Source organism: Chromobacterium sp. CCUG 30098, from assembly GCF_059916605.1.
The window spans coordinates 305,627-324,450 of record NZ_JAUCGS010000001.1; the positions used below are offsets into that span (position 1 = coordinate 305,627).

20 protein-coding genes are annotated in these 18,824 nt (G+C 64.2%); 7 read left to right on the top strand and 13 right to left on the bottom strand.

Features of this window, described 5'->3' with window-relative positions:
* Positions 1–25: 25 nt before the first annotated feature.
* From QUG03_RS01500 to QUG03_RS01510, 3 genes are read right to left on the bottom strand one after another with little or no spacing between them, the layout of a single operon-like run.
* Positions 26–1,426, bottom strand: a complete 1,401-nt coding sequence (locus QUG03_RS01500) for an efflux transporter outer membrane subunit (protein ID WP_500819211.1) — start codon at positions 1,424–1,426, stop codon at positions 26–28.
* Complete coding sequence (locus QUG03_RS01505) at positions 1,419–4,565, bottom strand: efflux RND transporter permease subunit (RefSeq protein WP_107801063.1); 3,147 nt, start codon at positions 4,563–4,565, stop codon at positions 1,419–1,421. The genes QUG03_RS01500 and QUG03_RS01505 overlap by 8 nt, the downstream gene beginning before the upstream one ends.
* A gap of 19 nt (positions 4,566–4,584) precedes the next feature.
* Complete coding sequence (locus QUG03_RS01510) at positions 4,585–5,775, bottom strand: efflux RND transporter periplasmic adaptor subunit (protein WP_227105658.1); 1,191 nt, start codon at positions 5,773–5,775, stop codon at positions 4,585–4,587.
* Between the two features lie 197 nt (positions 5,776–5,972).
* Between QUG03_RS01510 and QUG03_RS01515 the strand changes: the two genes are divergently transcribed.
* The 5 genes from QUG03_RS01515 to murA all read left to right on the top strand — a co-directional run bounded on the left by QUG03_RS01515 (position 5,973) and on the right by murA (position 9,894).
* Positions 5,973–6,638, top strand: a complete 666-nt coding sequence (locus tag QUG03_RS01515) for a TetR family transcriptional regulator (protein ID WP_107801062.1) — start codon at positions 5,973–5,975, stop codon at positions 6,636–6,638.
* Between the two features lie 69 nt (positions 6,639–6,707).
* A complete protein-coding gene (locus tag QUG03_RS01520) occupies positions 6,708–7,613 on the top strand; it encodes an ABC transporter ATP-binding protein (RefSeq protein WP_107801061.1) in 906 nt (301 codons plus the stop codon).
* Positions 7,610–8,365: an ABC transporter permease gene (locus QUG03_RS01525; protein ID WP_107801060.1), complete on the top strand. Its 756-nt coding sequence runs from the start codon at positions 7,610–7,612 to the stop codon at positions 8,363–8,365. Before QUG03_RS01520 ends, QUG03_RS01525 begins: the two co-directional genes overlap by 4 nt.
* A 20-nt stretch (positions 8,366–8,385) precedes the next feature.
* Positions 8,386–8,634 (top strand): BolA family protein, encoded by a 249-nt coding sequence (locus QUG03_RS01530; RefSeq protein WP_048407933.1) that lies wholly within the window; start codon positions 8,386–8,388, stop codon positions 8,632–8,634.
* 6 nt (positions 8,635–8,640) lie between these two features.
* Positions 8,641–9,894, top strand: coding sequence for a UDP-N-acetylglucosamine 1-carboxyvinyltransferase (gene murA / locus QUG03_RS01535; RefSeq protein WP_253313867.1), 1,254 nt, complete (start codon positions 8,641–8,643; stop codon positions 9,892–9,894).
* Positions 9,895–10,108: 214 nt separating this feature from the next.
* Here murA and QUG03_RS01540 read toward each other — a convergent pair whose 3' ends face one another.
* From QUG03_RS01540 to dapC, 9 genes are all read right to left on the bottom strand, one after another.
* Complete coding sequence (locus tag QUG03_RS01540; protein ID WP_107801058.1) at positions 10,109–10,444, bottom strand: zinc ribbon domain-containing protein YjdM; 336 nt, start codon at positions 10,442–10,444, stop codon at positions 10,109–10,111.
* A gap of 65 nt (positions 10,445–10,509) precedes the next feature.
* Positions 10,510–11,292, bottom strand: coding sequence for an MlaA family lipoprotein (locus QUG03_RS01545; protein WP_107801057.1), 783 nt, complete (start codon positions 11,290–11,292; stop codon positions 10,510–10,512).
* Between the two features lie 16 nt (positions 11,293–11,308).
* The gene (locus tag QUG03_RS01550; protein ID WP_107801056.1) at positions 11,309–11,602 is read right to left on the bottom strand and encodes an STAS domain-containing protein; all 294 of its coding nucleotides are present in this window, start codon (positions 11,600–11,602) and stop codon (positions 11,309–11,311) included.
* On the bottom strand, positions 11,602–12,228 hold the full coding sequence (locus QUG03_RS01555) for an MlaC/ttg2D family ABC transporter substrate-binding protein (protein ID WP_107801055.1): 627 nt from the start codon (positions 12,226–12,228) through the stop codon (positions 11,602–11,604). The genes QUG03_RS01550 and QUG03_RS01555 overlap by 1 nt, the downstream gene beginning before the upstream one ends.
* Positions 12,229–12,317: 89 nt before the next feature.
* Positions 12,318–12,791: an outer membrane lipid asymmetry maintenance protein MlaD gene (mlaD, locus tag QUG03_RS01560; protein WP_107801054.1), complete on the bottom strand. Its 474-nt coding sequence runs from the start codon at positions 12,789–12,791 to the stop codon at positions 12,318–12,320.
* Between the two features lie 11 nt (positions 12,792–12,802).
* Positions 12,803–13,588: a lipid asymmetry maintenance ABC transporter permease subunit MlaE gene (gene mlaE / locus QUG03_RS01565; protein WP_107801053.1), complete on the bottom strand. Its 786-nt coding sequence runs from the start codon at positions 13,586–13,588 to the stop codon at positions 12,803–12,805.
* Positions 13,581–14,399: an ABC transporter ATP-binding protein gene (locus QUG03_RS01570; protein WP_199225948.1), complete on the bottom strand. Its 819-nt coding sequence runs from the start codon at positions 14,397–14,399 to the stop codon at positions 13,581–13,583. Before QUG03_RS01570 ends, mlaE begins: the two co-directional genes overlap by 8 nt.
* A 380-nt stretch (positions 14,400–14,779) precedes the next feature.
* Complete coding sequence (dapD, locus tag QUG03_RS01575) at positions 14,780–15,601, bottom strand: 2,3,4,5-tetrahydropyridine-2,6-dicarboxylate N-succinyltransferase (protein WP_235089870.1); 822 nt, start codon at positions 15,599–15,601, stop codon at positions 14,780–14,782.
* Between the two features lie 84 nt (positions 15,602–15,685).
* Positions 15,686–16,888, bottom strand: coding sequence for a succinyldiaminopimelate transaminase (gene dapC / locus QUG03_RS01580; RefSeq protein WP_235085811.1), 1,203 nt, complete (start codon positions 16,886–16,888; stop codon positions 15,686–15,688).
* Between the two features lie 58 nt (positions 16,889–16,946).
* Here dapC and QUG03_RS01585 point away from each other — a divergent pair, with 58 nt between their 5' ends.
* Both QUG03_RS01585 and QUG03_RS01590 read left to right on the top strand, forming a co-directional pair.
* Positions 16,947–17,861, top strand: a complete 915-nt coding sequence (locus QUG03_RS01585) for a DMT family transporter (RefSeq protein WP_019101310.1) — start codon at positions 16,947–16,949, stop codon at positions 17,859–17,861.
* Entirely contained in the window at positions 17,858–18,433 is a 576-nt protein-coding gene (locus tag QUG03_RS01590) for a GNAT family N-acetyltransferase (protein WP_500819212.1), read from the top strand. The genes QUG03_RS01585 and QUG03_RS01590 overlap by 4 nt, the downstream gene beginning before the upstream one ends.
* 165 nt (positions 18,434–18,598) lie before the next feature.
* On the opposite strand, the gene QUG03_RS01595 is transcribed toward QUG03_RS01590, so the two are convergent.
* The gene (locus QUG03_RS01595) at positions 18,599–18,820 is read right to left on the bottom strand and encodes a SlyX family protein (protein WP_107802046.1); all 222 of its coding nucleotides are present in this window, start codon (positions 18,818–18,820) and stop codon (positions 18,599–18,601) included.
* Positions 18,821–18,824: the final 4 nt, after the last annotated feature.

An 18,824-nucleotide genomic window follows, 5' to 3' on the forward strand; every position in this document is an offset into this window, starting at 1 on the left:
GGGGTTTGTCTTTGCACATAGCGGATCAGGACTTGGCCGGGGCTTCCCAGCCGCCGCCCAGCGCCTTGTACAGGCCCACCACGGCATTCAGTTGGTCCAGCTTGGCGCTCACCAGGCCCAGCTCCGCCTGGAAGCTGTTGCGTTGCGCGTCCAGTACGTCCAGATAGCTGGCGTAGCCGTTGTCGTAACGCAGATTGGCCAGGCGCAGCGATTTGTTCAAGGCCTGGAACTGCGTGGTCTGCGCCGCCTGGATCTCCCGCGCCGCGCCGTAGCCGGACAGCGCGTCCAGCGCGTCCTTGAACGCGCTTTGCACCGTCTTCTGATACTGCGCCAGCGCCTGTTTCTGCCGCGCGCTGGCCGCGTCCACCGCGTAACCGGTCTGGCCGAAGTTGAACACCGGCGCCGCCAGATTGCCGACAAAGCTCCAGGTCCGCGTCGGGCCGGTGAACAGGGTGTCCAGCGACAGGCTTTGCGAACCCAGCGCCCCGCTCAGGCTGATGCTGGGGAAGTAGGCCGCGCGCGCCACGCCGATGCGGGCGTTGGCGGCGACCAGTTGCTGCTCGCTGGCGGCGATGTCCGGCCGACGCTCCAGCAGGCTGGAGGACAGGCCGGCCGGCACTTCCGGCGGGGCGGACAGCGCGTCCAGGCTTTGGCCGCGCTGGATGCCGCCGGCCACCAGCTGCTTGGGCGAGTGGCCGAGCAACACGCCCAGCGCGCTTTCGGTCTGCTCCAGCGCGCTGGCGATCTGCGGCACCTTGGCGCGGGCGGAGGCCGCCTCGGCCTCGGCCTGCTGCTGGTCCAGTTCCGAGATCAAGCCGCCCTTGAAGCGCTTGGTCTGCAGCTTCAGCGATTCCTCGCGGCTTTGCAGCGTGCGCTTGGCGATGTCCAACTGGGCGTCGTAGGCGCGCAGCTGGAAATAGGTCTGCGCGGTTTGCGCGGCGATCGCCAGCTTCGAGCTGTCGCGGGCGAAGCGGCTGGCGGCGAAGTCGGCGCGGGCCGCTTCGTTTCCGCGGCGCAGCTTGCCCCACAGGTCCAGTTCCCAAGACGCGGTGAGGTTGGCGTTGCGCACGTCGCTGACCAGCGGCGCGCCCGGTGTGCTTGTCGCGCTGGAAGCGCGGCCACGCTGATAGCCGGCGTTGGCGTTCAGCGCCGGCAGCAGCTGGGCGCGGGCGATGCCGGCCTGGGCCGCGGCTTCGTCGACGCGGGCGGAGGCGGCGGCCAGGTCCTGGTTGTGTTCCAGGGCTTGGGCGATCAACTGATCCAGCACCGGATCGTTGAACTGCTTCCACCAGTCCAGGGCGATGGCCGGGTTCTGGGCTTGGGCGCTGTCCGGCAGCTCCAGTTTGGGGCGGCTGTAGTCGGGGCCGACCGCGCAAGCGGTCAGCGCCAGCGCCACCAATGAGGGAATCAGGGCGCGTTTAAGCATCGGCCTTGTCTCCTGCCTCGGCCGCGGGCTGAGGCTGTTTCGGTTTGCTGAACTTCATGATGAGCATGAAGAACATCGGGATGAAGAAGGTGGCGATGAAGGTGGCGGCCAACATGCCGCCCACCACGCCGGTGCCGATCGAGTGGCGGCTGGCGGAGCCGGCGCCGCTGGAGATGGCCAAGGGCATGCAACCCAGCACGAAGGCCAGCGAAGTCATCACGATGGGGCGGAAGCGCAGTTTGGCGGCCTCGATGGCGGCTTCGACCACGCTGAGGCCTTCTTCTTCCATTTGTTGGACGGCGAATTCCACGATCAGGATCGCGTTCTTGGCCGATAGGCCGATCAGCGTCACCAAGGCCACCTGGAAGTAGACGTCGTTGGCGAGCCCGCGCATCCAGTTGGCCATCAGCGCGCCGAACATGGCGAAAGGCACCGCCATCAGCACGCTGATAGGCAGGCTCCAGCGTTCGTACTGCGCCGCCAGGATCAGGAACACCATGATCATGCCGAAGCCGAACACCACGGCGGAAGAACCGCTGGTGGATTTCTCCTGGAAGGCGGAACCGGTCCACGCCAGGGTGTAGCCGTCGGGCAAGGTGTCCTTGGCCACGGCTTCCAGCACGTTCAACGCCTCGCCGGAGCTGAAGCCGGGCGCGGGACCGCCCACCAGCTTGGCCGCCGGGAAGATGTTGAAACGCTCCAGGCTTTCCGGACCGGTGGTGTGCTTGATGGTCACCAGCGCCGTTAGCGGGATCATATTGCCGTCCTGCGAACGCACATAGATATTGCGCAGGTCTTCAACCCGGGTGCGGAAATCCGCCTCCGATTGCAGCTGCACGCGGAAGGTGCGGCCGAACTTGTTGAAGTCGTTGACGTACAGCGCGCCGAAGGTGCTCTGCATGGTGTCGAACACGGTGTTGACCGGCACGCCTAGGGACTTGGCCTTGGCCCGATCCAGCTTGACGTAGATCTGAGGCACGCTGGCGGAGAAGGTGGTTTGCACCCCTTTCAGTTCCGGGCGTTTGGCGGCCGCGGCCACCAGTTTCTTGGTGACTTCGCCCAGTTCCACGGAGCTGGCGCCGCCGCGGCTTTGCACATAGGCCTCGAAACCGCCGGTGTTGGACATGCCGGAGATCGGCGGCGGGTTGAAGGCCAGCACGATGCCGTCGGTGATGCCCATCATGCCCTTGGCGAAGGTGTCGCCCACCACGGCCTGAGACGACAGGTTGGGCGTTTTGCGCTCATCCCACGGTTTCAGGGTGATGAAGGACACGCCAGCGTTGGTCTTGTTGCCGCCGGTCAGGATGTCGAAGCCGGCGAAGCTCATCACGTCCTGGACCGCCGGGTTCTTGCTGGTCATCGCGTCCAGCTTGGTCATGGTGGCCGAGGTGCGCTGCATCGACGCGCCGTCCGGCAGGAAGGCGGCGGCGATGATGTAGCCCTGGTCCTCGTCCGGGGCCAGGCTGGACGGGATGATGCGGAACAGGCCAACGCAGATGGCGATCAGGCCGGCGAACAGCAGGATGCCCACCGCGCTGCGCTTGATCAGGAACACCACGCCGCGGGAATAACCCTGGGTCAGGCGATCGAACCAGTTGTTGAACCAGACGAAGAAGCGGGCCGGATGCTGATGGCCTTCCTTCAACAGCAGCGCGCACAGCGCCGGGGTCAGGGTCAGGGCCACCAGGCCGGAAATCGACACCGACACCGCGATGGTGATGGCGAACTGCTTGTACATCTGGCCGGCGATGCCGCCGAGGAAGGCCACCGGGATGAACACCGAGCACAGCACAAGCACGATGGCCACCAGCGCGCCGGACACTTCATCCATCGCCTTGAAGCTGGCTTGCAGCGGCGACAGCTTTTCCTGGGTCATCAGGCGTTCGACGTTTTCCAGCACCACGATGGCGTCGTCCACCACGATGCCGATGGCCAGCACCAGGCCGAACAGCGTCAGGGTGTTGATGGTGAAGCCGAAGGCGTACATGCCGGCGAAGGTGCCGATGATGGAGACGGGCACCGCCAGGCAGGGAATCAGGGTTGCGCGCCAGTTCTGCAGGAACAGGAACACCACCAGGAATACCAGCACCATGGCTTCGGCCAGCGTGGAGTACACCTCTTTGATCGACACTTCCACGAACTTGGTGGTGTCGTAAGGGATGGCGTAGTTCAGGCCTTTGGGGAAGCTCACCGCCAGTTTCTGCATCGTCTGTTCCACGGCTTGCGCGGTGGCCAGCTGGTTGGCGCCGGGCGCCAGGAAGATGCCGATCGGGATGGTGGGCCGGCCGTTGTGCGTGCCGGTGAAGTCATAGGACAAGGCGCCCAGTTCCACGCGCGCCACGTCTTTCAGCCGCACGGCGGAGCCGTCCGGGTTGGAGCGCACGATGATGTTCTCGAACTCTTCCGGTTCGGACAGGCGGCCCTGGGTGGTCACGGTGTAGGTGAAGTCCTGCTTGCCTTTGACCGGCTCCGCGCCCACCTTGCCGGCGGCGAACTGAGCGTTCTGCTCGCGGATGGCGGCGGCCACGTCGCTGGGCGTCAGCTTGAGCTGGGCCAGGCGATCGGGCTTCAGCCAGACGCGCATCGAGTAGTCCTGGCCGGCGAAGTTGATCACGTCGCCCACGCCCGGCACCCGCTTGAGCTCGTCCACCACGTTCAACAGCGCGTAGTTGCTGATGAACAGGGTGTCGTAGGTCTTGTCCGGCGAGAACAGCGAAATCACCTGCAGGAAGGCCGAGGATTTCTTGGTCACGTTGACGCCTTGCCGGCGGACTTCTTCCGGCAGCTGCGACAACACCGACTGCACGCGGTTGTTGACGTTGATGGTGGCCTGGTCGGCGTCGGTGCCGATTTTGAAGGTCACGCTCAGCGACAGCTTGCCGCTGGAGGAGCTGGTGGACTGCACATAGAGCATGTCGTCCACGCCGTTGATCGCCTGTTCCAGCGGCGAAGCGACGGTGTTGGCGATCACCTCGGCGGAGGCTCCCGGGTAGCTCGCGCTCACCGAGATCATCGGCGGCACGATTTCCGGGTACTGCTCAATGGGCAATGCCTTGAGGGCGGCCAAGCCGGCCAGCGTGATCACGATGGAGATCACGCTGGCGAAGATGGGCCGCCTGATGAAAAAGGCGGAAAACATGGATGGTTACCCCTTTGCCTTATTGTTTGGGCGCGGCGGCGGGCGCGCTGGCGTCGGCCTTGAACGGATGCGGCTTCACATCGGCGCCCGGGCGCAGCTTGATGATGTTGTCCACCACCACTTTGTCGCCGGCTTTCAGGCCGCTTTCCACCAATACGTTCAGACCCACGTCCTGGGACACGGTGATGGGACGCGGCTGCACCTTGTTGTCGGCGCCGACGACCCAGACCATCTTGCCCTGCTGCGAGGTCAGCACCGCGCGCTGCGGCACGGCGATGGCGTTGCTGCGTTGGGCGCCTTGCAGGATCACGCGCACGAACTGGCCGGGCAGAATGCTGCCGTCCGGGTTGGCGAAGGTGGCCCGCGAACGGATGGTGCCGGTGCTGGCGTCCACCAGGCTGTCGGTGAAGTTCAGCCGGCCGCTCTTGCCGTAGGTGGAGCCGTCGGTCAGCTTCAGCTGCACGTTGAAGTGGCCGTTGGAGGCCAGCTTCAATTGGCCGGAGTCCTGCATCTTGCGCAGATTCATCATGTCGCTGTCGGACATGCTGAAATTGACGTAGACCGGGTCCAGCTGGGATACCTTGGTCAGCAGGCTGCCGTCGGCGCTGGTGGACACCAGGCTGCCTTCGGAACGGGTTTCCTGGCTGGTCATGCCGGAAATCGGCGCGGTGACGCGGGCGTAGCCAAGATTGATCTTGGCCTGCTGCACCTGGGCCTGGGCGGCGGCGACGGAAGCCTTGGCGGCTTCATAAGCGCTGACCGCGTCGTCGCGGTCTTTCTGGCTGACCGCGTTCTCTTTGAACAGCGGGCTGATGCGGTCGAAGTCCTGCTTGGTGCGCACCAGCTGAGCCTGTTGCACTTGCAGATTGCCCTGGGCCTGGTCCAGCGTCGCCTTCAACGGCTCCGGATCGATCTGGAACAACAAGTCGCCCTGTTTGACCGGCTTGCCTTCGGTATAGGCGCGCTTGAGCAGAATGCCGCCCACACGGGCGCGTACTTCCACTTCTCGCGAGCCTGCCGCCTGGCCGACGAATTCGAAGGAGACCGGCACATCGCTAGGGGTGATTTCAATCACGCCTACCGGCACCGGCGGCATGGCGCCGGCGTGCTGGTCGTTTTTTTGACCGCAGGCCATCAGGCTGGCGGCCAGAGCGGTGAGCAACAGCCAGTGCCCGCCTTTCTGGGCGAAGGTGTTTCCTTGCATCTTCATGGGATGTCCTCAGGAATGTGGGGGTATGAGTGTTATAAGTAAAAGGTACTGCAATTTTTCTTTGATAGTGGGAATTGATCGATCTTGAGTCGCGACATTTTACATACATGCGTGTACGTATGTAAAATGCTTCCAGCGACGCATTGTGTTATGGTGCGGGCTTCCGACAGACCCCTTTGATCAGCGATACGTTCAACATGGCACGCAAAACCCGGGAAGAAGCCGAACAAACGCGGCATCTGCTGCTGGATACGGCGGAGCAGCTTTTTAGCGAGAAGGGTGTCTCTAAAACGACACTGGCAGACATCGCCAGCGCGGCGGGATTGACGCGCGGCGCGGTGTATTGGCATTTCCAGAACAAGCTGGACTTGTACCGGGCGATGCTGGACAGGATGGGCGGGCAGTTTGATGACATCTGCGAGCAATTGTTGAGAACGGCACACTCGAGTCCGGCTCTGGCCTTGTGGAACCATAGCCACCGGCTGCTGACCATGATTGGGGAGAACCAACAGGTTCGTCGTATATTACTCATTCTGTTTATGCGTAGCGAGCATGTCGGCGAACTGGCTCCCATTCACGACGAGTGTGTTGCGCATATGCAAGAAACCCGCGAGCAATTGACCCTGGTGGTGCAGATGGCGGTGGATGCCGGCCAGACCTTGCCCTACGTGACGCCGGAGACGGTGGCCGAGGTGTTGCAGTCCATGCATCACGGCCTGATCAACCGCTGGCTGGCGGACGGCAGCCAGACCAATCTGGGCGAGAATGCCACGCAACTGTTGCAATATGTCTACCGTGGAATATTCCTGCCGGAAGTGATGGAAGAACTCTCCCCCTCAAGCGTAGCCCAGCGCTATAATTGACCTTTTTTGTCAAACCATTAGCGCCGTTGGCGGCTTCAGCCGCGCGGCGTTGTCGGTGTTACCTCTCTCATGCCCCAGGCTATTGAAATTCAGGCGGTGAGCAAGCGCTATGGCCAGCTGCAGGCGCTGGACCAGGTCGGCTTTACCGTCGCACCGGGCGAATTCTTCGCCCTGCTCGGCCCCAACGGGGCCGGCAAGACCACGCTGATTTCCGCGATGGCAGGTTTGTCGCGGCCGGACAGCGGCAGCATCCGCATCATGGGCCACGACGTGGTCGGCGATTTCCGCGCCGCGCGCAAGGCGCTGGGCGTGGTGCCGCAGGAACTGGTGTTCGATCCCTTCCTGTCGGTGCGCGAAACGCTGCGCTTCCAGTCCGGCTACTTCGGCCTGGGCCGCAACGACGACTGGATCGACGAGTTGCTGTTCAAGCTGGGCCTGGCGGACAAGGCGCACAGCAATATGCGCGCCCTGTCCGGCGGCATGAAGCGCCGGGTGATGGTGGCCCAGGCGCTGGTGCACCGCCCGCCGGTCATCGTGTTGGACGAGCCCACCGCCGGCGTGGACGTGGAGCTGCGCCAGAGCCTGTGGGTGTTCGTGCAGGAACTGAACCGCGCCGGCCACACCATCGTGCTGACCACTCATTATCTGGAGGAGGCCGAGGCCTTGTGCTCGCGCATCGCCATGCTGAAGAAGGGCCGGCTGGTGGCGCTGGAGAACAAGGACAAGCTGCTGGCGCACAGCGCGCGCCGCGAAGTGGCCTTGCTGCTGTCCGGTGATTTGCCGGCGGCCTTGCTGCCTTTGAAGCTGCGCGACGAGGACCGCCGCGTGGTGTTGCAGCTGGAGCATCTGGGCCAGCTGGAAGCGGTGCTGACCGCGCTGCGCGAAGCGGCGGTGGAAGTGCGTGAACTGAACGTGGTGGAGACGGATCTGGAAAGCGTGTTCGTCAAGATGATGAATGGAGGGCCGCAGCCATGACCGGCTTCATGACCCTGTTCAAGAAAGAGCTGGTGCGCTTCTGGAAGGTGGCGTTCCAGACCGTGGCCGCGCCGGTGTTGACCGCGTTGATGTATCAACTGATCTTCGCCCATGTGTTGTCGCGCCATGTCGAGGCCTATCCGGGCATCAGCTACACCGCCTTCCTGATTCCGGGCCTGGCGATGATGTCGATGGCGCAGAACGCCTTCGCCAACAGTTCCAGCAGCCTGATCCAGTCCAAGATCACCGGCAACATCGTGTTCCTGCTGCTGCCGCCGCTGACCGCGCTGGAATTCTTCGGCGCCTATCTGCTGGCCTCCGTCGTGCGCGGCTTGGCCGTCGGCGCCGGGGTCTTGCTGATCACCGGCTGGTTCGGCCTGCCGCTGCCGGCTCAGCCGCTGTGGGCGTTGACCTTTGCCGTGCTGGGCTGCGGCGTGCTGGGCGCGCTGGGCATCCTGGCCGGCATCTGGGCGGAAAAGTTCGATCAACTGGCCGCCTTCCAGAACTTTCTGATCATGCCGCTGACTTTCCTGTCAGGCGTGTTCTATTCGATCAACAGCCTGCCGCCGTTCTGGTACGCCGCGTCTCATCTCAACCCGGTGTTCTACATGATAGACGGCTTCCGCTACGGCTTCTTCGGCCAGGCCGACGTCAGCCCCTGGTTGTCGGCCGGCGTGGTGGGCGGCAGCTTCGCCGTCTTGTCGGGCCTGACGCTCTGGCTGATCAAATCTGGCTATAAACTGCGCCATTGAGCGCATCCACGGGATTTCTCATGATTACTCCGCAACAAGTCAAACAGTACATCGAGGCCGGCCTGGCCTGTACCCATCTGGAAGTGGAAGGCGACGGCCACCACTTCTACGCCACCATCGTGTCGGCGGCTTTCGAGGGCAAGCGCCTGATCGACCGCCACCGCCTGGTCAAGGAGGTGATCGCCACCCGCCTGGCCAGCAATGAAATTCACGCTCTGTCCATCGTCAAGGCCGCCACGCCGGACGAATGGCAAAAACTGCAAGGCTGATCCGTCATGGATAAATTGAAAATCATCGGCAACGGTCCGATCAACGGCGAGATCCGCGTTTCCGGCGCCAAGAACGCCGCCCTGCCCATTCTGTGCGCCAGTCTGTTGACCGGCGACACCATGCGCTTCACCAATGTGCCGATGTTGCGCGACATCGCCACCACCCAGAAGCTGCTGCAAGGCATGGGGGTGCGGGTGATGACGGACAATGTGCACGAGATGGAAATCACCGCCGGCCATCTGGACAGCCTGGTGGCGCCGTACGATCTGGTGAAGACCATGCGCGCGTCCATCCTGGTGCTGGGCCCGACGCTGGCGCGCTTCGGCGAGGCCACGGTGTCGCTGCCGGGCGGCTGCGCCATCGGCAGCCGGCCGGTGGATCAGCACATCAAGGGCCTGGTGGCGATGGGCGCCGAGGTCAGCATCGAGCACGGCTACGTCAAGGCCAAGGCCCGCCGCCTGCGCGGCGCGCGCATCATCATGGACATGGTGACCGTGGGCGGCACCGAGAACCTGTTGATGGCGGCGACGCTGGCCGAGGGCACCACCGTACTGGAAAACGCCGCGCGCGAACCGGAAGTGACCGATCTGGCCAACTGTCTGGTGGCCATGGGCGCCAAGATCGGCGGCATCGGCACGGACCGGCTGGTGATCGAGGGCGTGGAGCGTCTGCACGGCGCGGATTACGCGGTGATGCCGGACCGCATCGAGGCGGGCACCTTCCTGGTGGCCGGCGCGATGACGCGCGGCCACATCGTGCTGCGCAACGCCGCGCCCAAGAGCATGGAAGCGGTGCTGGACAAGCTGGCCGAAACCGGCGCGGTGGTGGAGTGCGGCGACGACTGGATCTCGCTGGACATGAAGCGCCGTCCGCAGGCGGTGAACTTCCGCACCTTGCCTTACCCGGCTTTCCCCACCGACATGCAGGCTCAGCTGATGACGCTGAACTGCGTGGCCGAGGGCGCCGGCGTGGTGACTGAAACCATTTTCGAAAACCGCTTCATGCACGTGCCCGAGCTGAACCGCATGGGCGCCAATATCGAAGTGGAAGGCAACACCGCCATCATCAAGGGCGTGGAGAAGCTGTCCGGCGCCACGGTGATGGCCACCGATCTGCGCGCGTCGGCCAGCCTGGTGATCGCCGGCCTGGTGGCCGAGGGCGAGACCATCGTCGATCGCATCTACCACCTGGACCGCGGCTACGAGCATATCGAGAAGAAGCTGGGCGCGGTGGGCGCGCTGATCGAACGGATCAGTTAAGAGTCTGTTTACGAGCTGCTGCGCGTCGGCGATACGGCGTTGAAACCGTCTTCGAAATGCTCATGTACCGAATGTACATTCCGCTTTCTCAGCCGTTTTCGCCTTGTCTCGCTCTAGCTCGCGAGATCGTAAACAGGCTCTAAGCGATAAGCTTGCTTTTGCAATGAAAAACGCCACGGCTCAGGCCGTGGCGTTTTGTTTTGGCGCGCGGGATTTACGCTTTCTTGACGAATTCGGACTTCAGGCTCATCGCGCCGATGCCGTCGATCTTGCAATCGATGTCGTGGTCGCCGTCGACCAGGCGGATGTTCTTCACCTTGGTGCCCACTTTCACCACCAGGGAGGAGCCTTTGACTTTCAGATCCTTGATCACGGTGACGCTGTCGCCGTCCTGCAGCACATTGCCGTTGGCGTCCTTGATCACGCGGGCCTCTTCGGACGGCGCGGCCTGCTCGTTCCATTCGTGCGCGCACTCCGGGCAGACATACATCGCGCCATCCTGATAGGTGTATTCGGATTTGCATTGCGGACAGGCTGGCAGATTGCTCATGGCGTTTCCTGTTGATAAGTAAAAAGGAAGGCCGCCGGCCAGTGGCCGGCGGCGGAGAGGTGGGTTTACTGCGCGGCGGAGGCCGCTGTCTTGTCGCCGGGCGCCGTCGCGGCGGGCGAGTCGACCAGTTCGTCCAGGCTGAAGGTGTCCGCCGGCTGGGTGGGGTTGGGCAGGCCCAGCTGCTGCGCGCGCAACTGCATATAGGCGTCGCGGGTGTAGCTGTACGGATCCAGCGCCGCGGTGCTGAGCATGGCTTCCACGCCCAGGTAGCGGGCGCGGGTGTTCACGCCGTACAGGCCGTAGAAGCCCACCGCCTGCCAGGTGGTGTCGTAGAACATTTTTTCCGGGCCCGGGCCGGCCAGCGAGGCGGTCAGGCCGGCGCCGTCGCGCACGGTGGAGGGGCCGAAGAAGGGCAGCACCAGATAGTTGCTGTCGTGCCAGCCCCAGGCGGCGAAGGTGTCGCCCAGCGTGGTCTTGTTGTTCTTCAGGCCGGCCTGGCTGGCGATGTCGATCAGGCCGAACAGGCCGAAGCCGGTGTTCATCGCCACTCGCATCACGTCGTTCAGCGCTTTTTCCGGCTCGGCGCGCAAGGCGTTGGACAGCGCGCTGTAGACGTCTTTGAGATTGTCGAAGAAATTGCTGACGCCGGTGCGCACCGGCGACGGCGTGACGGCCTTGTAGCCCTCGGCCACCGGCTTGATCACGTAGCGGTCGGCGGTGTCGTTGACCTGGTACATGGCGCGGTTATAGGGCTCGAAGCGGTCGTAAGGCACCGTCGGGTTGCTGGCGCAGCCGGCCAGCAGCAGCGAGAGCGCCAAGCCGGTCAGCGCGGGTTTCAGGGACGACATAAATCCTCTCCGCATATCAATCCGCCGCCGGGGCGGACAGCAGCTCCGCCAGCGAGTAAAGGTCCAGCAAGGCGCTGAGCCCGCTCGGCCAGTTTTCCAGCGACAGGGCGTGGCCGGCGGCGTCGGCGGCGCGGCGCGCGCCGAGCAGCAGGGCCAGCGCGGCCGAGTCGGCGCCGGTCACGCCGGACAGATCCAGGCGCAAGGGCGCTTCGCCGGCGAGCTTGGCCAGCGGCGCGGCGAAGGGGCCGCAGCTGTCCATGTTCAGTTGGCCGCTGAGCCGGGCCTGGCCGGGGGCGGTGCGTTCCAGCATCAGGCGTTGCCCTTGGCGGGCGCGGCGGCGGCCGGCGCCGCGTTCTTGTTCTGCAGCAGCTTGATCAGGCCGTCCACGCCGCTTTTGCGCACTTCTTCGTTGAAGGAGTTGCGATAGACGGTGACCAGGCTGGCGCCTTCCACGCTAACGTTATAGATCTTCCAGCCTTGCGCGCCCTTGTTCAGCGAATAGTCCACCGCCACCGGGTTGGCGTTGCCCGGCAGGGTCACCGTGGTTTTCACGGTGGCGTCGCGGTCGCCGTTGCTCATCAGCGGGTTGGGCTTGACGTCGACCTGGGCGGTCTTGAAGCGGGTCATGGTCGCGGAATAGGTGCGCACCAGCAGGGTCTGGAATTGTTGGGTCAGTTGCGCGCGCTGTTCGGCGCTGGCCTGACGCCAGCCCAGGCCCACGGCCAGCGCGGTCATGCGCGGGAAGTCGAACATCGGCACCGCCACCGCTTCCGCCTGCAGGCGGATTTGCTTGGTGTTCTTGCCGTTGTCCTGTTTCAGCACTTCCAGCACCTGGCGGGAAGCGTCCTTGATCACGTCGGTGGGGGTGTCGCCGGCGGCTTGGGCCGCGGCGGACAGGCCGAACAGCAGACAGCAGAATGCGAGCAGTTTTTTCATCTTTTTTCCAATCGATTGCGAGTGAGCCGGCGGCGCGGGCAGCGCGCCGGCCGGCAGTGTGTTGCGGGGTGCCCCGTCTTTGTGCCGCGCTATTTGTCAGCGCTCTTGTTGCTATCGGTAAAGCCCGTTATGAACTTGCCGATCAATTGTTCCAGCACCATGGCCGAGGAGGTGATGGTGATGGTGCCGCCCGGGGCCAGATTGGTTTCCGAGCCGCCTTGCAGCATGCCGATATATTGTTCGCCCAGCAGGCCGGCGGTCAGGATGGACGCGCTGGCGTCGTCGCTGATCTGATAGGTCTTGTCAATATTCAGAGTCACGCGGGCGCGATAAGTTTTCGGGTTGAGCCGGATGTCGGCCACGCGTCCGATCACCACGCCGGCTTCCTTGACCGGCGCTTTGACCTTCAGTCCGCCGACGTTGTCGAAGTCGGCGTAGAGCACATAGGTCTGGTTGGCGCTTTGCGGGACCAGATTGGCCACTTTCAGCGACAGAAAGGTGACGGCGGCAATGCCCAGCGCCACGAAAATGCCTACCCACAAGTCAATAGTAGAGCGTTTCATTCGGGTTTTTCCTAGAACATGAAGGCGGTCAGGATGAAATCCAGCGCCAGGATGACCAATGCGGAGGTGACCACGGTCCGGGTGGTGGCGGCGGACACGCCGCTGGCCGTCGGAGTGGCGTCATAGCCTTCGAACACGGCGATCAGGGTGACGGCGACGCCGAAGCACAGGCTCTTGATCAGTCCGTTGACCACATCGAAATGCAGATCGACGTTGGCCTGCATCTGCGACCAGAAGGTGCCGACGTCCAGGCCTATCATCACCACGCCCACCAGGTAGCCGCCGAAGATGCCGACCACGTTGAACAGCGCGGCCAGGATGGGCATGGAGATCACGCCGGCCCAGAAGCGCGGCGCCACGACGCGGGCGATCGGATCGACCGCCATCACGCTCATCGCGTCCAGTTGCTCCGTGGTTTTCATCAGGCCGATTTCGGCCGTCATCGCGCTGCCGGCGCGGCTGGCGAACAAGAGCGCGGCCAGCACCGGGCCCAATTCGCGCAGCAGGGCCAGCGCCACCACCGCGCCCAGCGCGTCGGAGGAGCCGAATTTGGCGAGGGTGCTGTAGCCCTGCAGGCCCAGCACCATGCCGACGAAGAGGCCGGACACCAGGATGATGATCAAGGACATCACGCCGGCGAAGTAGACCTCGCGTATGGTCAGCTGCGGCCGCAGCAGGCTTTGGCCGCTGCCCCGCAGGATGGCCACCAGAAAGCGGCAGGCGAAGCCCAGCCGCCAGACGGCGTTGATGGCGAGATGGCCTAGTCTGCGCAAGGGCGCGGCGATCAGGTCAAGCATGGCGGCCTCCGTTGAGTCCCAGGTCGTCGGCGAGCGAGCGCTCCGCCGGATAGGCGTAATGCACCGGGCCGTCGGCCTCGCCCCAGATGAATTGGTGCACCCATGGCGAATCCGAATTGCGCACCTGGTCCGGCGTGCCCTGGGCGACGATTTCGCCGCCGGCGACGAAGAGCACGTGGTCCACGATCTCCAGCGATTTGTGCACGTCGTGGGTGACCATCACCGCGGTGGTGCCCAGCGCGTGGTTGAGCTTCTTGATCAGGTGGGCGATCACGCCCAGCGAGATCGGGTCCAGGCCAGTGAAGGGCTCGTCGTACAGCATCAGCTGCGGGTCCAGCGCGATGGCGCGCGCCAGCGCCACCCGGCGCGCCATGCCGCCGGACAGTTCGGCCGGCATCAGCTGCTGGGTGCCGCGCAGGCCAACCGCTTCCAGCTTCATGGTCACCAGGTCGCGGATCATGCTGTCCGGCAGCTTGGTGTGCTCGCGAATGGGAAAGGCGACGTTGTCGAACACCGACAGATCGGTGAACAGCGCGCCGAACTGGAACAACATGCCCATGCGGCGGCGGTGTTGATAAAGTTCGGCGGCGCTCATTTTGGCGACGCTCTTGCCGTCCACCAGCACCTCGCCGCTTTGCGGCCGGTTCTGGCCCGAGATCAGCCGCAGCAGCGTGGTCTTGCCGCTGCCGCTGCCGCCCATGACGGCCACCAGCTTGCCGCGCGGAATCGCGAGGTTGAGGTTTTTCAGAATGGGCCGTTCGCCATAGGCGAAGCTGACGTTTCTGAACTCGATGAAATTGTCAGAAGACACAAGTTTTCCAGATAGCATGCGTGAAGCCGCGGACGGCTTCGGTTGAAACGGCGGACCCGGAGCGGTGCGATGGCGGGCCGTTCAGGCAAAGCGGCTCTTGAAGCCCGTCGCCCAAGCCCTGGCGTTGCGCTGCGCCTTGGCTGGCGGCGCTTCGCGGCCTGGGCTGAGCGGTGCTTGGAGAGCGGCCGCTTTTTTGCCGATTCTTTTCGAACTGGAGATTTTATAGACTTGTCGTGGACTAGCCAAATTTCAACAGCATTCGCGATGCAAATATGCTGCATTGCAATGCGGCCGGAGACGCCGAGAGGCGACGACGGAGGGGAGAAAAGGCGGACGGCGGGCGAGCCGACCGTCCGCCCGAGCCGGCGGACGGCGGGGCCTTACACGCCGCGCAGCAGCTCGTTGATGCTGGTCTTGCTGCGAGTCTGAGCGTCCACTTTCTTGACGATCACCGCGCAGTACAGGCTGTGGCTGCCGTCTTTGCTGGGCAGGTTGCCGGACACCACCACCGAGCCCGGCGGCACGCGGCCGTAGCTGACTTCGCCGGTTTCGCGGTCGTAGATCTTGGTGGATTGGCCGATGTAGACGCCCATGGAGATCACCGAGCCTTCGCCTACGATCACGCCTTCGACGATTTCTGAACGCGCGCCGATGAAGCAGTTGTCTTCGATGATGGTGGGGTTGGCCTGCAGCGGTTCCAGCACGCCGCCGATGCCGACGCCGCCGGACAGGTGAACATTCTTGCCGATCTGGGCGCAGGAGCCGACGGTGGCCCAGGTGTCCACCATCGCGCCTTCGTCGACGTAGGCGCCGATATTGACGTAGGACGGCATCAGCACGGTGTTCTTGGCGATGAAGCTGCCCTTGCGCGCCACCGCGCCCGGCACCACGCGGAAACCGGCTTCCTGGAAGCGGGCCGGGTTCCAGTCGGCGAACTTGGTGTCGACCTTGTCGAAGTAGCGGTTGACGCCGTCGTCGGAGATTTCATTGTCGCGGATGCGGAAAGACAGCAGCACCGCCTTCTTCACCCATTGGTTCACCACCCAGTCGGCGCCCTGTTTTTCCGCCACGCGCAGGCGGCCGGTGTCCAGCTCGGCGATCACCTGGCCGATGGCGGCCTTCAGTTCGGCGGAGACGGTGGCGGGCGTGATCTCGGCGCGCTTCTCAAACGCTTCTTCGATCAGGGTCTGGATCGGATGCATGGTGTTCAGTCCTTTGGCAATGTGGATGGAAGTCGTCATTCAATTCGCTTTCAAGCGGCCGCGCCGGAGGCGGGCCGCGTGGATTCAGGGGGTCTGGCGCTGCCGGCGCTCGGCGAAGGCGACGATGCGCTCGACGCCGGCCACGCATTCCTCCAGCGTGGCCACCAGCGCGACGCGGACATAGCCGGCGCCGGGATTGACGCCGTGGGCCTCGCGCGCCAGGTAGCTGCCGGGCAGCACGGTGACGTGTTCTTCGGCGAACAGCGCCTTGGCGAAGTCTACATCATTCCCGTCCGGCACCTTGGCCCACAGGTAGAAACCGGCGTCCGGGCGGCGCACTTCCAGCCCCATCGCCAGCCGCGGGGTGACCGCGTCGAACTTGGCGATGTATTGCGCCCGGTTGGACTCTACGTGATCCTCGTCGTTCCAGGCCGCCACGCTGGCCGCCTGTATCGTCAGGCTCATCGCGCTGCCGTGGTAGGTGCGGTAGAGCAGGAATTTCGCCAGGAGCGCCGCGTCGCCGGCGACGAAGCCCGAGCGCATGCCCGGCACATTGGAGCGCTTGGACAGGCTGGTGAACATCAGCAGCCGCTCAAAGCCGCGTCCCAGCTTGCTCGCCGCCTCCAGCCCGCCCAGCGGCGGCCGGCCGAAGTGGATTTCGGAATAGCACTCGTCGCTGGCGATGACGAAGCCGTAGCGGTCGGACAGCTGAAACAGGGTTTCCCAATCGGCCAGCGACATCACCGCGCCGGTGGGGTTGCCGGGGCTGCACACGATCACCAGCTGGGTGCGTGCCCACACCGATTCCGGCACCTGGCTCCAGTCCGGCTGGAAGCGCTGTTCGGCCAGGCAGTTGACATAGTGGGGCTCGGCGCCGGCCAACAGTGCCGCGCCTTCGTAAATCTGGTAAAAAGGATTCGGGGATATCACTACCGGCGCCGGCTCCGCGCTTGCGTCGATCACCGTCTGCACAAAAGCAAACAAGGCTTCACGGCTGCCGTTGACCGGCAGTATCTCGCTTTGCGCATCCAGGTTCAGATCATAACGCCGCCGCATCCAGGCGGCGCAGGCCTGGCGCAGCGCTTCGCTGCCCAGCGTGGCCGGGTATTGCGACAAGCCGCCCAGATTGGCTATCAGCGCCTGTTCCACCAGCGCCGGCGTCGGGTGCTTGGGTTCGCCTATCGACAGGTTGATGTGCGCCTTGTCCGCGGGCGGCGTCGCGCCGGCGAGCAGGGCGCGCAGGCGTTGAAACGGATAGGGCTGCAATTGGGCCAGGCGAGGGTTCACGGGTATCTCCAGGAAAGCGGGCGCAAGCAAACGAACAGCGAACATCTTAAGAACAGCAATGACACCTGTAAAACAAAAGTTTCTGGCCACCACCGGCATTCTGACCACCGCGCTGGTGTGGGGGCTGATGTGGTATCCCTTCCGCAGCCTCAATCAAAGCGGAGTCAGCGTGGCGATGACCTCGCTGGTGGTCTATCTGGTGGCCATCACCCTGGGCGTGATCACCTTTTTCGACGTCTACCGCCGCCAATTCCGGCTGCAGCCGGTGTTGCTGGTGCTGACCGCGGTGTTCGGCTGGTGCAACTACAGCTATACCTGGGCCGTGTCCGAGGGACAAGTGATGCGGGTCTTGCTGCTGTTCTACCTGTCGCCGCTGTGGACGGTGTTCCTGTCGCGGCTGATCCTGAAGGAGCGCCTGACCCGCAGCGGCTGGCTGGTGGTGGCCCTGTCGCTGCTCGGCTGCTTCATCTTCATCTATCGTCCCGGCCTGTTCGCCGGGGAGCTGCCGCTCAGCCATCGCTACGAATGGCTGGCCTTGTCCGGCGGCATGGCCTTCGCGCTGGGCAATGTGATCAGCCGCGGCGCCCAGTCCATTCCGGTGCCGGTTAAATCGGCGTCGATCTGGTTCGGCGTGGCGTCCATCGGCGCGATCAAGCTGGCGCTGGCCGGGCAGCTGGGCGGCATTTTGCAGATACCGCCGCAAAGCTGGCTGGTGCTGGGCATCCTGGGCGTCACCTTGCTGTGCACCAGCGTGATATCGCAGCACGGGGTTTCCATTCTGCCAGCGACGCAGACGATGACGTTGATGCTGATGGAGTTGTTGTTCGCGGCGGCGTCGGCCTATTTGCTGGCCGGCGAGGCGATGACGCCGCGCGAATGGGCGGGCGGCGCCTTGATCGCCAGCGCCAGCCTGTTGTCCGGACGCATGACTAGGAAGCCGGGGACGGCGCAATTGAAACAGGAGGCAGCATGATTACGATCAGACCGATGAACGACGACGATTTCGAGCGTTTCTGGCCGGTGTTCCACGCGGTGGTGGCGGCCAGGGAAACCTACGCCTTCGATCCGGAGATGACGCGGGAGCAGGCGCGCGAGCTGTGGCTGCGGCTGCCTTTGCAGACGCTGGTGGCGGAGGAGGACGGCGCGCTGCTGGGCTCGTATTTTCTCAAGCCCAACGCCGCCGGACCGGGCGGCCATGTCTGCAACTGCGGCTATATGGTGGCCGAGGCGGCGCGCGGCAAGGGCGTGGCGCGGCTGATGTGCGAGCATTCGCAGCAATTGGCGCGCGACAGCGGCTTCCTGGCGATGCAGTTCAATTCCGTGGTGGCCAGCAACGAGGTGGCGGTGGCCTTGTGGCGCAAGCTGGGCTACGAGCAGGTGGGGCGTTTGCCGCGCGCCTATCGTCACGCGCGGCTGGGTCTGGTGGACTGTCTGGTGATGTACAAATGGTTGGGCGACGCCGCGCCGGACATGCCGGAACAGGCGCCGCTGATCGGCCGCAAGAATATCGAGGCGACGGTGTCGCGTCGCAAGGGCCACCGCTAGCGCCTGTTCCAAGCCTGCTGCGCATCGGCGGGATAATGAGATACAGGGTGTTGAAACCGCTTCGAAATGCTCATGCGCCACGTGCGCATTCCGCTTTCTCAGCGGTTTTCGCCTGGTCTCGCCTTAGCTCGCGAGACGTTGAACCGCTTCTAAGCCGCCGCCGGCTCAATAATGCGGCGGAACCTCGTCGCGCAGGCTGAGGCCGGACGCGGCGTCGTCCGGCTGGGCCTGACGGAATTGCTGGTAGAGCAGACGCATCTGCTGTTGCAGCAACTCCATGTCTTTTTGCTGGCGCGCCACGGTGGCGTTCAGCGCGTCCAATAGTTCGTCCTGGAAGGCGAGCTTCACTTCCATTTCGGCCAGGCGGGCATCGATTTGATCATCCATGCCG